Here is an 11,767-nt window from a genome sequence, read left to right on the forward strand (position 1 = left end):
AGCGCCTCACGTGGTCCCTCAACCCTCAAGAAGAGGCAGCAGTCCCGCCGTCAGCAAAGTTGCGCCATCCGGCGGGGCGTTCAATCACCCTCGCCGCCGTCGAGCACCTGGTGCAACCAGGCGCGTTCGGCCTGGCTGATGCTGCGGACCATGAGCAGCATGCCGCGGCGGTAGGGATCGGCGGTCTCCTCCGCGGACAGCGGACGATCACCCTCGTAGAAGAAGCTCGCGGAAGTCTCCAGGAACTCCAGCCGGCGCCGCAGCACGGCGTGCTCGCCGGAAGAGCTCCGGTTTGCCGATCGCAAGCTGAAGTGCGACGACTCCGCCCATAGAGTTGCCGACAACGTCGGCCTGCTGCAGTCCGAGCCCGTCGAGCAGCGCTCGCACGGCCCGCGGCGCGGCCAGCATGGGGTGCCTGTCGGTCGGATCGCTGATACCGAAGCCAGGGAACTCCAGGACGAGACAGCGGAATTGCCGCGCAAGCGTCGGCAGGTTGTGCCGGAAGTTGCGCCAGCCGGTGACAACCGGGCCCCGACCCGTGCAGCAGGAGCGGGTCAGAGCGATCCAGAGAAGCGCTTCCTCCCGGGCGTGAACGCCCGGGGTTCCGCGCTAGATCAAGCTGAACTCCCCGGTCGCCGGCAGGGGGACCGGCGACCGGGGTCTGTACAGGGACCAGGAATCTACGCGCAGAGGCGCCGCTCAGGCCGTGCCTACGCGTGCCGTGCGCAGTGCGCTTTCGCCGAACAGGTCCAGAGTGATCCGCTGCGCCATGTCGTACACCAGCGGCGCGATGCGCTCCAGTGGCGACGCGTGCCCGGCGACCAGGGAAATAGCGCCGACCGGACCCTCAGGTCCCCGGATCGCCACGCCGACGCACGCGATCCCCTCGACGCACTCCCCCCGTTCGACGGCGAGCCCTCGGTCACGCCGGATACGGCCGAGTTCACGGTGAAGTGCGGGAAGGCCGTCGACGCTCGCGCCCGTCGCGGCCGGCACCCCGTCGGCGTACAACTCGTCGATCTCTTCCGGCGGCAGCCAGGCGAGCATCGCCTTGCCGAGCGCCGTGCAGTGCGCGGGTGCCCGGCCTCCGACACGGGAGGCGACAGCGGCAGCCCGGCGGCCGCCGACCTTGTCCAGGTACTCGACATACGTCTCGTCGAGGGTGCCCAGATGTACGACGAGGTCAGTCATGACGGCGAGCTCGTGCAGCCACGGCGCGGCGGCCGCGCGCAGATCCGAGTGCCCGCTCTCCCGCGCCCCCCAGGTCCGCACTCGCCGCCCGAGGTGGTAGCCAGAGCGGGTGTGCTCGACCCACTGCAGCCGCACGAGCTGGTCGAGGATGCGGTGCGCGGTCGACCTCGGAAGTCCGGTGCGGCGGGAGACCTCCTCCAACAGCAGCCGGGTCTTCGGTCCCTCGAAGCAGTCCATGATCAACGTCATTCGCTCGACCATCGAGGGCGGTCGCACCGCGACCTCCGGTCGTGACGACAGCGCCAGCGTCATTGTCAGCACCCTTCGGCCACTGGAATTGATTTCAATTCTAGTGACGCCACGGTTACTGCCAAGAGATGTGCATGCCTTTTATCAAGTAATTTTGAGCCCGCTTTCCTCCGCTACAGAATGGAGGAATCGGGCGAAATGGCCCCAACTTGAAGGACAGCTCGGACAGATGACTGTATGCAGCCAAGTAAGGTGTGCGCCCCTCGGGGAGTACCTTGGCAGGGCACTCAGCCCGCGGCGCTCTTCGCCGCGTGCTCCATCGCCAGGTAGCTGAACACCATGGCGGGACCAATCGTGGCTCCTGCCCCGGCGTACTCGTTGCCCATCACCGCGGCCGATGCGTTGCCCGTGGCGTACAGACCAGGGATCACGCTGCCGTCCGGCCGCAGCACGCGGCCCTGAGCGTCCGTCAGTACGCCGCCCTTGGTGCCCAGATCCCCCGCCTCCGATCCGGATCGCGTAGAAGGGTCCGCCGTCAATCGTGTCGAGATTGGGGTTCGGCAGTGAGTGGTCGCCGTAATAGTTGTCGTACGGACTGTCGCCGCGCCCGCAGTCCTCGTCCCTGCCCTTGGCCGCGAAGCCGTTGAAGCGAGCGACCGTGGCCTCCAGGGCGTCCGGCGGGACCGCGATCTTCTCGGCGAGTTCGCGCAGCGTGTCCGCATTCGCCACCAGGCCGCTGCGTAGAACGAGCAGCCACGGCGCGGCGGCCGCGCGCGAGACGACCCGCCAGGCCGCCACGCCCAGCATCCGCCGGGCCTTCCACTCGCGCCGGATCATCATGAGGTTACGCGCTTCGTAGCCCGTGAACCACAGACCGAGCGGCATGGGGACGTCCAGCGCTAGCAACTTCCGCTCCTCGTCCCCCAGTTTGCGGACGTCGATCGGACGCGGCTGGATGGTCCTGCCCGCCGCCCTGCCGCCGGGCAGCTCAGGGTGATAGTCGGAGTAACCGGGACACCAGGAGAACTCCATGTGCCGACTGACGCGATGCAGCATCTCGAGCACCTCGAGCCCGCAGTCGACGTAGGCGTCGATCCGATCGGCCGCGACGCGGTCGCCGACGACAGCCCGCAGATAGTGCCGCACGTCCTCGACATCGTCCGTCTGCCCCTCCTTGCGCGGGGTGGGATTGTTGGGGATCCAGATCCCTCCGCCGGACATCGCGGTCGAGCCGCCGATCCCGGCCGCCTTCTCGACCACGAGCGACGTGAGCCCGAAGGTGTTGGGCCGTGATGGCCCCGACCATTCCGCCGGCCCCGCTGCCGCCGATCAGTACGTCGACCTCGTGGTTCCAAATGGTCCCGTCAGTGCTGGGCACCGCTGCCGACTCTCTGCCACCCGCATGGATGTGCAATGCTTGATAGATGTCCCGTATCTCGGCATACGGGCTGCCGTTCATGGAGTGGTGGGGGAAGGGGAGTCCGCGTGGACCGGGTGCCCGAGGAGCTCGCGCTGGAGAGGGCGACGCTCAGACTCATCAACACGGTCGCCTTCATGTCCGGTACGCGGGCGCACAGCCGCGGGTTGCGAGCGGTGACCGGAACCGAACTGTCGCCCTCCGACCTGCGCTTCATCGAGCTCCTCGGCAGCCGTGGCGCGGTGCCGACCAGCACGGTGGCACGCGAGCTCGGCATCGATCTCGGCCAGACGAGCCGACAGGCGGCCCAGCTCGAGGCTGCCGGACACCTCGTACGCAGCACGGATCCTGCGGATCGCCGCCGGACCCTGTTGGAACTGTCGGAGCCGGCCGCGGCGACGCTCGACCGGTGGCTGCTCGCATGGAGCCGCGACTACCTGGTGGCGGAACCCCGGTGGTCCGCTGACGGCATCGCGGCGCTCGCCGAATGGTTCACGCTCGTGTATGACCGGCTGGTGACGGCGCTGCCCGACAGCCCCCGGTCCGCGGCCGCTGACCGCTGGACGGAGCTTGCGGGTGACGACTACGACGCCGGAACCCGCGCCTTCTTCCGCCCAGTCATCGGAATCGTCACCTGGGTCGGCCAGTCCAGCGGGTTCAACGATCTGCTGGAACTCATCGACGCGCCCGTACGGCAGACCGGGCTGTTCGCCCTCCAAGTGATCCAACGCAGCGGCCCTCTCCCCGTCGCAGAGGTCGCGGCCCGGCTCGCGATCGACCCTTCGCAGGCGAGCAAGCGCCTGCGCCAGCTCACCCAACTGCGGCTGGTGGACCGCGCGGTGGACGGGTTCGACCGCCGCAGCACACTGGTCCGCATCTCGCGCAAGGGGGCGGCGCTGCTCACGCGCGTGCTCGAAGTCCAGCTGACGGTATTCCAGAAGCTGATCGACGACCTCAGCTCCGAGGACCGACAGCGCTGGACGCCCTTGGTCGAGTCGTATGTCACCACGCTGCTCGACGCTCGGGGCTCGACCGGCCCGTCCGGAGGAGATCTGTTCAGCCGGAACTGACCGCATTCGCGGTCACCGCCTTGATGAGCGTCTTCAGCGATACGTCCGGATCCATGAGATCGGAAGCCGCGATCTCCGTTCCGGAGGCCAGCGCCTTCTTCAAGGCCATGAAGTCGGCGGTCGCGTTGACGGCCTCGACAGCCGCCAGTCGCCCGTCCCGGTAGTAGCCGACGAGGCATCTGTCGCGATCGCCGAATTGGCGTGTGACAGCAGTGTCGTCGCTCGCACGCAGTCCGACGATCCGGATGCGCAGGCTGCCCTGATCCGACCAGAACCACGGCACGCACGTGTACGGACGACGCTCGCCGAGGATCGTGGCGGCCGCGGCATCGGGCCGGGCCCTGCGCGGCGAGTTCCACCACGCGCACGCCCGCCAGCGGTCCGCTTCCGGTCGCCATCAGAACCCCTCGGGAGCGGTGCCGACGACGCCCTGCTCCACCAGGCCGGCGTACGCCTCCTCGGTCAGCCCCAGTTCACCGATCAGCACCTCGCGATTGTGTTCGCCCAGGGTCGACGGGCGCCGAGTGAGCCAGGCGGGCCGGCCTCGGTGGCGGAACGGGAGAGTCGGCAACGGAACCGTGCCGGCATAAGGCAGTTCGGCCGTTTCGTACGCGCCTCGTCCTGCGAGGTGAGGGTGCTCGTGCACCCACCGACTGTCGATGGACACGGCGGCGGGGACACCGGCCGCGAGGAGCAGACCGACGACTCATCGGCCTCACGCTCCGCGACCCAGGCGCCGATTCGGGCCTCCACCTCGTCCGCAGCCTGCCGGCCGTCACGGTCGGCTAGGGTTGGATCGGTGCGCCAGTACGTCGCCCGGCTTCCATGCCCGTCTCGACGGCCGCACCTGGCGGGTCGACGGCGCGATGTCGCACGATACGCGCGTGGCGCCGGGCGAGCGCCTGGCGCACCGAAGGGTCGTCCAGGACATACGAGCCATCAGGCGCCTTGGTCTCGGCGGCCCACGCCCGCACACTCGCGAGGATCTACTCGAAGGGCGCCGTGGCCACCACGGCGACGCGTTCGGTGTTGAGCTGACCGGTGATCATGGCCCAGCCGTTGTTCTCCCCACCGATGCAGTTCTCCACCGGCACCCGGACGTTGCGGAGCACTTTCTCCTTAGAGGTCCTAACAAAGCCGTTGGACGGGGCGGTGGGTGATCAGGCAGGTGGCGAGGCCGAGGAAGGCTTCGTGGATGTCGTCGCGTCGTTCCCAGCGGATGCGCAGGCGGCGAAAGCCGTGCAGCCAGGCGATCGTGCGCTCGACCACGTAGCGGAAGATGCCCAGGCCGGAGCCGTGTGACTGACCTCGTTCGGCGATGACGGGGCGGACGCCCCGCGCCCGCAGCAGTCGGCGGTACTTGTCGTGGTCGTAGCCGCGGTCGGCCAGCAGCGCGTCGGGCCTGCGCCGTGGCCGGCCGACGAGTCCGGCCACGGCCGGAACCTTGTCCAGCAGAGGCATCAACTGCGTGACGTCGTTGCGGTTTCCGCCGGTCAGCGACACCGCGAGCGGGATGCCCTGTCCGTCGGTGAGGACGTGGTGCTTGCTGCCCGGACGTGCGCGGTCGACCGGGCTGGGACCGCTTTTGGGCCCCGTCGGGCCGCCCGGACGTGGGAGGAGTCGATCACCGCCCGGGACCAGTCCAGCTTCCTCGCGGCCCGCAGCTTCTTCAGCAGTACCAGGTGCAGCTCGTCCCACACGCCGGCCTCGTTCCAGGCCGCCAGGCGCCGCCAGCAGGTCATGCCCGAGCCGAAACCCAGCTCCTGCGGCAGGTACTCCCACTGGATGCCGGTGTGCAGCACGAACAGGATTCCGCACAACGCCTGCCTGTCCGGTATCCGCGGCCTGCCCTCGACCAGCTTCGGCCCCGGCTTGGGCAGCAACGGCTCGATCAGCGACCACAGTTCATCGGACACGATCCACGGCCGCGACTGTCTCTTCCCCACGACCAGACCAACGAGCAACCAAGCTGACAGTCACATGATCAACAGCTTCTGTTAGGACCTCTTAGGGGAACAGGTCTTACTGTGTGGGACACATAACCGCTTCGGAGTTCGCAGGACACCTGCCAACAGCGCAGATGCGGGAGAACTAACGGCTTCATGACAAGCAAATTCCTGATGAGCGGCCGCCTGGAACTCACCGCAGCGGGCGCCCCGGTGACGCCGCTTCATGTCGTTCCGCTCGACGGCATGGACTGGGACGACCCCTTGCTCCCGCCTCGCGTAGCTCCTGCTCCGCTGCTCGTGGGCGTTGCCACCGCGCCGCTCCCACCCGAAGCGGTGCCGGTCGTCGAGCAGCTCACGGTCACCCTCGGCGGCGGACTCGCCCCGTACTGCGCAGGGACTGCTTCGGATGTCGACGCCGTCCGTGCCACGGTCGCCGGCGCTCCGTAGGCTGCGCTGACGCTGGACGAAACGCTCCGAGCGACGCCCAAGGCGACGGTCGCCGAAGGACTGCTCATCGAGTCCCTCTCATACTCGATACTGCTCGGCGCCAGGGAGTTCGCGGCTTGGCGATCGCGCTCCAAGCCGCGCCCCACGGCGGCCTGTGCGGATCCGGTGCTCCTCGACCGGGACGACGGCACGCTACGGATCACTCTCAACAAGCCCAAACGGCATAACGCGTTCGGCCACGCCGTGCGCGACGGGCTGCTCGAAGGGCTGGAGTTAGCGCTCCTCGATCGAAGCGTGGAACACGTTGTGGTGAGTGGCGCAGGCCCGTCGTTCTGCAGCGGTGGCGACCTGGACGAATTCGGCACGGCGCCGGACATGGCGACCGCTCACCTCCTCAGGCTGCACCGCTCCGCCGCGCGTCATGTCGCCGCTCTCGGCGACCGAATCCGCTTCGAGGTGCACGGTGCCCGCGTCGGCGCGGGCGTCGAAGTACCGTCCTTCGCACCCCGCGTGACGGCGGCAGACGACGCGTACTTTCGGTTGCCCGAGCTGGAGATGGGCCTGATCCCGGGAGCCGGGGGCACGGTTGGCGTCACACGCAGGATCGGGCGGTGGCGGACGGCGTATCTCGCGTTGACCGGGCACGCCATCGATGCGACGCCGGCGCTGGACTGGGGACTGGGGGACGCACGTGCCGAGAGAGGGGATCCGCACCGGCGGAGCATGGAGGAACTCCCGTGCCGACACGGTCTTCCGCGACGTCGAGGTCGACGGCCGAAGGGTTGACGTCCACGTACGCGGTGCGACCGTCGTGGCGGTCGGTTATATCACCCCCGTCGCAGGGGCAGAGGTGGTCGAGGGTCATGGCGACGCTCTGCTGCCCGGGCTGCACGACCACCATCTGCATCTCCTCGCGATGGCGGCCGCCGCGTCCTCCGTCGACTGCGGTGTCCACGCGGGCGACCCTGACGGGCTGGCCGCCGCGCTGCGCTCGGCCCCCGGCACCTGGGTGCGCGCCGTCGGCTACCACGAGCGCACAGCGGGCCACCTCGACCGGCAGGGTGCTCGACGCATGGGTGCCCGACCGGCCGTGCGTGTCCAGCACCGCAGCGGGGCCCTGTGGATTCTCAACTCCCCTGCGCTGGCTCTCGTCCACCACATCCTGGACCACTCACCCGAAGTGGAACGCGATGCCGTCGGCCGCCCCACGGGCCGACTGTGACGCTACGACGGCCCTGTTCTCGTATAGCTACGGCGAGGGGGCAAGTAGCTCAGTGTGATTTCAGGGCCTCTGCACGGAAGATTTCAAGTCCAGTGAGACGGTCGTACACCGGAGGGCCGGCGGCTTCTTGCATCCGCTTGGCTGCACTCCGCGCGTGCTTGATCCGGTCCTTCGCTTCAGCCTTGCGACCACCGCGCGCGGCAGAGACAGCAGCGCGCAGTTGCAATGTCCCCCAGGCCCGAACAGCCAGCGGGTCACCGCGGTCGTACTCTCGCTGCACGCTGCGAATCGCCTTGTCGGACAGGGCAACAGAGTCGTCCCAGTCTGCCGTTGCCCACATGTCCCACACGCGCATCCAGTCGGCGACGGCAGGCATCACCGGGTCGCCCGACAGCCGCGCAGACCAAGCAGCTCGTTCGCATGCCATGGCCACCAGCTCCGGGTGTCCAAGCGCGTGCGCGGCAGTGTGGGCGAACTTGCAGCACACCGCGTAGATGGCATACGCCTCTTCCTGCTCATGGCCCGTGGCGACTTCGGCCAGGGCGCGCGCCTCACGGAACAGGTCGGGGAGCACCTGCACGATCGCCACGTTCGCGGCAGCGTCGCGGAGGCGATGCAGGCGGGTGGTTTCCTGCCACAGCTGACCGGCTGTACGGGGCGTTCCGTCGAAGACGGGAGCGAGGTCGTAGCGGCGCAGCTCGCGCATGATCGCGGCGGCAGACACCTGCCACTGGTTCTCGGCCGGTGCGGTGTTGTTGTACGGACGCCCGATCAGGTCGTTCGGGTGTACATGCAGTTCCGAGGCGAGCAGGTTGAGCAGGCCGACGCGGTCGAGTTCGATGTGGCCGCGTTCCATCTTGGACACCCAACCCTGTGTTTTGCCCAGGGCGGCAGCGAGGTCGGCTTGCGTCATGCCAAGGCGGAGCCGTGCGCGACGTGCGCGACGGCCGATCTCTTCGGCTTCTTCCAGCATCAGCGCGCCCCCCTGGGGGTGAGGCGCCAGCGTTCGAGAGGGCGGCGAGGCATCGTGCTCCATCCATCAGGGCTTGTCCCCTTGACGGTACCGAGGTCGCTGGGCCGAGTGTGGAGTGCCCAGGGCAGGAGGTGACTACTTGTGGTGCCTGGGTCAGTCCAGCCCCGACGAACCGGCGGCTGGCTGCCATGGCTCCAGCCCAGCCTGCCGGGCTGCACTCAACAGTTCCCTACGTTGTCTGCGGGACAGGGCGAGCCCTTCGTATGGTTCTTCCACCCAGGGGCGTCGGGCGTGGCTTTCAAAGTTCTGCCGCTTGGGGCAACCAGCGATTGGCCACCCGACGCCCCACGACGACTCGGCTGCCAATTAGGAATTGCGAATGATCGCTCCGTAGGGAATCGACAGCGAGGTCGTCCGTCGGGAGGCACCGAGCACACCCACCGCACGGAGGCACCATGGCCGCGATCTGGGCCGGCATCGACGCAGGCAAAACCCACCACCACTGCGTCGCGATCAACGAGAGCGGCCACCGGCTGCTGTCCCGGCGCGTCGCCAATGACGAGCCCGAACTCCTAGAACTCCTCACCGACGTCCTAGCCCTTGGCGACGAGGTGACCTGGGGCATCGACCTGGCCGACGGCGGAGCCGCCCTGGCCATCACGGTCCTCTTCAACCACGACCAGCAGGTCCACTACATCTCCGGCCGCGCCATCCACCGCGCCTCCGAGAGCTACCGCGGCGAAGGCAAGACCGACGCCAAGGACGCCGCCGTCATCGCCGACCAGGTCCGCATCCGCCGCGACCTGAACCCCTTACGCACCGGCGACGAGACCGTCACCGACCTCAAGATCCTCACAGGTCGCCGTATAGACCTGGTCGCCGACCGCACCCGCATCGTCAACCGGCTCCGGGCCCAGCTGCCCGGCATCTTCCCCGGCCTGGAACGGGTCCTGGACCTCACCAACAAGGGCCCGCTGACCCTGCTGACCGGCTACCAGACCCCCGCGGCCATCCGCAGACTTGGCGCCAAGCGCCTGGAGACCTGGCTGCGGAACCGCAAGGTCCTCCGAGCCGACCAGCTCGCCGAGGCCGCGGTCGAAGCCGCCGAACGCCAGCACACCAGCCTGCCCGGCGAGAAGCTGACCGCCCAGATGGTGCACACCCTGGCGAAGGAGGTGATGGCCCTCAACGAGCAGGTCGCCGAGCTCGGAAAGCTCATCGAGGCCCGATTTCGCGATCACCGACACTTCGAGGTGATCACCAGCATGCCCGGCCTCGGCATCATCCTCGGTGCCGAGTTCCTGGCCGCCACCGGCGGTGACATGGCCGTCTTCGGAACCCCCGACCGCCTCGCCGCCTTCGGCGGCGTCGCCCCGGTCCCGCGCGACTCCGGCAAGATCAGCGGCAACCTGCGGCGCCCGCAACGCTACAACCGCCGGCTCCAGCGCGTGCTCTACACCTCCGCGCTGATCAGCATTCGGCGGTCCGAGGCATCCCGGCGGTTCTACGACCGCAAACGCGCCGAGGGCAAGCGCCATACCCAGGCCGTCCTTGCCCTCGCACGCCGCCGCGTCAACGTCCTCTGGGCCCTCCTCCGCGACGGACGGCGCTACGAGCCCGCTCCGCCGACAAGGGCTGCCGCATAGGAAGGGACGCGACACGCTGCGCGCGGCCAATTGGCCTGACCGACCCCGTCAGACCAGGCAAAACTCGTTACCTTCCGGGTCTGCCATCACCACGTGATCCGGCCTGCCCTGCAACTCGTCCTCGCGGACCACGGTCGCGCCCGCAGTGGTCAACCGCTGCACCGCCTCGACCACGCGCGGCCAGCGCACCTCCCACGGGGTTTCACGGCCGCCACCAACTTGCACGTCGATATGCAGCCGGTTCTTCGCCACCTTCGGCTCCGGCACCTTCAGGAAGGACAAGGTGGGGCCCACGCCATCCGGATCTGACAGGTACGCCCCGTCATCCCACTCGTCCTCCGGAACCTCATGATGCGAGAACCACTCCTCCCAGCTCCCGAACCCTGCGGGCGCGGGCTTCTCCGCGTAGCCCAACGCCAGCGCCCAGAACGCGGCCAGTTTCCCCGGGTACGCACAGTCGATCGTCAAGCTCCACTTGGTCGCCATGAGCCCTCCCCAGTCGGATGAACGGACTGTACCCCGCACCTCCGACACCTCCTGCCCGCTACCTCAGGCGTGCGCCACGGCTTGACGAACGGCATTAGGAATCGCCGACCGCAGCCCCCGTTTTTTGGGGCCCCGGCCACGTGCTGAGATCCAGGGCTTGCCGTCGGCCCTCACTCGTGTCGTGGTTCTGAGCGCGCCAATCCGGCATGACTCGGTTCGGTGGCAAAAAGACTAAGTTCAATTTCGAAACAATGAAATCCGGAGCTCACCCGAGACACCAGCCGGACTATAGATTTGCCCACCAAGAGCCACGGAAAGCGAAACGACCTGCCAACGGAGTCGGCAGGTCGTCACGAAGGATCGAGCTTCTTTAAGGCCAGTCAGCTACTTTCTCGTTATCCATATAGCAACCGACGACACCTGGTCATTCCACGGCAAATTGGGTATGCCTTGATCGAAATTGAAGCGCTGGGCATTGTTGGAGCTGCTCGCCCTGAACCGTGTTTCGTACTCTCCGAGCGGCACCTGCCCGCCATTGTCTCGATAAAATTGCTGATGAATCGTGACTGTTTCATTCGGGTGATTGGCGCGCGACATCACACTCCCGAGAATGCGAAAGGAGGACATGGTGTCGCTCTGGTCGCGGTACAGTTCATGGAGGTCAATTGTCGATACCGTCGGCCCGTCATCGAAATTCACTGACCATCTGCTACTCGAGCCACTGCCTCCCGCACACTGGTAATTCGTGTCGCAATACCCCACAGCAGTGAAGGTGGAATTGGCGAACGCAGCGGAAGGATTTGCGACCACAACGCCCGACGCGGCGAGAATAGTCGCAAGGCTCGTAAGAACGCGACGCTTTGGCGAACTTGATTGAGTCTTTGGCGTCACTCCAGAGGTTCGCCTGAGATCTCCAAGAGTGCGAATTTTCAGATTCACTACACGTCCTCTCTGCAGGCGAGGTGTTTTAAAAGGCGCTTTCAGGAAGAAGCATACCGGCCCAAGCACTGGTTGGCCCCCAGGGCCCCGGCGTTTGCCCGGGTCGTCCGGTTTGATCATGTGATGCCGTAGAGGCTGAGGACGAGGGTGCGTTCGGTGTGGGCCCGGCGGCCGGCGG

At 67.5% G+C, this 11,767-nt stretch carries 14 protein-coding genes and 2 pseudogenes; 5 read left to right on the plus strand and 11 right to left on the minus strand.

What is annotated here, in order from left to right:
• Positions 1-80 precede the first annotated feature (80 nt).
• From PV734_RS17535 to PV734_RS17555, 5 genes and pseudogenes are all read right to left on the minus strand, one after another.
• Complete coding sequence (locus PV734_RS17535) at positions 81-305, minus strand: hypothetical protein (RefSeq protein WP_075693497.1); 225 nt, start codon at positions 303-305, stop codon at positions 81-83.
• Positions 208-564, minus strand: a complete 357-nt coding sequence (locus tag PV734_RS17540; protein ID WP_107307715.1) for an alpha/beta fold hydrolase — start codon at positions 562-564, stop codon at positions 208-210. The genes PV734_RS17535 and PV734_RS17540 overlap by 98 nt, the downstream gene beginning before the upstream one ends.
• Before the next feature lie 135 nt (positions 565-699).
• Complete coding sequence (locus PV734_RS17545; RefSeq protein ID WP_010354078.1) at positions 700-1,503, minus strand: IclR family transcriptional regulator; 804 nt, start codon at positions 1,501-1,503, stop codon at positions 700-702.
• Positions 1,504-1,727: 224 nt separating this feature from the next.
• A complete protein-coding gene (locus tag PV734_RS17550; protein ID WP_306080762.1) occupies positions 1,728-2,162 on the minus strand; it encodes an FAD-binding protein in 435 nt (144 codons plus the stop codon).
• Between the two features lie 196 nt (positions 2,163-2,358).
• Positions 2,359-2,661: pseudogene (locus tag PV734_RS17555) on the minus strand (FAD-binding protein); the annotation flags it as partial.
• Positions 2,662-2,925: 264 nt separating this feature from the next.
• Between PV734_RS17555 and PV734_RS17560 the strand changes: the two are divergent.
• Positions 2,926-3,927 carry a MarR family winged helix-turn-helix transcriptional regulator gene (locus PV734_RS17560; RefSeq protein ID WP_006378900.1) on the plus strand — a complete coding sequence of 334 codons (1,002 nt, stop codon included), beginning with the start codon at positions 2,926-2,928 and terminating at the stop codon, positions 3,925-3,927.
• On the opposite strand, the gene PV734_RS17565 is transcribed toward PV734_RS17560, so the two are convergent.
• The 3 genes from PV734_RS17565 to PV734_RS17575 all read right to left on the minus strand — a co-directional run bounded on the left by PV734_RS17565 (position 3,914) and on the right by PV734_RS17575 (position 5,873).
• Positions 3,914-4,210 (minus strand): oxidoreductase C-terminal domain-containing protein, encoded by a 297-nt coding sequence (locus PV734_RS17565; RefSeq protein WP_006378921.1) that lies wholly within the window; start codon positions 4,208-4,210, stop codon positions 3,914-3,916. The two genes, PV734_RS17560 and PV734_RS17565, sit on opposite strands and share 14 nt — an antisense overlap.
• A gap of 703 nt (positions 4,211-4,913) precedes the next feature.
• Positions 4,914-5,039, minus strand: coding sequence for a hypothetical protein (locus PV734_RS17570; RefSeq protein WP_010354081.1), 126 nt, complete (start codon positions 5,037-5,039; stop codon positions 4,914-4,916).
• Positions 5,040-5,055: 16 nt separating this feature from the next.
• Positions 5,056-5,873 (minus strand): IS5 family transposase gene (locus PV734_RS17575; protein ID WP_404820181.1). Its coding sequence is split into 2 segments (ribosomal slippage): positions 5,056-5,541 and positions 5,544-5,873, totalling 816 coding nucleotides; the frame shifts between segments, so codons are not numbered across the junction.
• 156 nt (positions 5,874-6,029) lie between these two features.
• On the opposite strand from PV734_RS17575, the gene PV734_RS17580 reads away from it, so the two are divergent.
• From PV734_RS17580 to PV734_RS17590, 3 genes are all read left to right on the plus strand, one after another.
• Entirely contained in the window at positions 6,030-6,323 is a 294-nt protein-coding gene (locus PV734_RS17580; RefSeq protein ID WP_037727451.1) for a hypothetical protein, read from the plus strand.
• A gap of 165 nt (positions 6,324-6,488) precedes the next feature.
• A complete protein-coding gene (locus tag PV734_RS17585; RefSeq protein WP_010354083.1) occupies positions 6,489-7,109 on the plus strand; it encodes an enoyl-CoA hydratase/isomerase family protein in 621 nt (206 codons plus the stop codon).
• Positions 7,110-7,134: 25 nt separating this feature from the next.
• Positions 7,135-7,545: a hydrolase gene (locus PV734_RS17590; protein ID WP_223786221.1), complete on the plus strand. Its 411-nt coding sequence runs from the start codon at positions 7,135-7,137 to the stop codon at positions 7,543-7,545.
• Between the two features lie 97 nt (positions 7,546-7,642).
• On the opposite strand, the pseudogene PV734_RS17595 reads toward PV734_RS17590, so the two are convergent.
• A pseudogene (locus tag PV734_RS17595) lies at positions 7,643-8,518 on the minus strand (helix-turn-helix domain-containing protein); the annotation flags it as partial.
• A 455-nt stretch (positions 8,519-8,973) separates the two neighbouring features.
• Here PV734_RS17595 and PV734_RS17600 point away from each other — a divergent pair.
• Entirely contained in the window at positions 8,974-10,164 is a 1,191-nt protein-coding gene (locus PV734_RS17600) for an IS110 family transposase (protein ID WP_006378715.1), read from the plus strand.
• Between the two features lie 48 nt (positions 10,165-10,212).
• Here the strand turns inward: PV734_RS17600 and PV734_RS17605 are convergent, their stop codons facing one another.
• Entirely contained in the window at positions 10,213-10,650 is a 438-nt protein-coding gene (locus PV734_RS17605) for a VOC family protein (RefSeq protein WP_010361140.1), read from the minus strand.
• A 384-nt stretch (positions 10,651-11,034) separates the two neighbouring features.
• The gene (locus PV734_RS17610) at positions 11,035-11,349 is read right to left on the minus strand and encodes a hypothetical protein (RefSeq protein WP_223786220.1); all 315 of its coding nucleotides are present in this window, start codon (positions 11,347-11,349) and stop codon (positions 11,035-11,037) included.
• Positions 11,350-11,767: the final 418 nt, after the last annotated feature.

This window comes from Streptomyces sp. AK08-02, from assembly GCF_033795085.1.
GTDB lineage: Bacteria > Actinomycetota > Actinomycetes > Streptomycetales > Streptomycetaceae > Streptomyces > Streptomyces echiniscabiei.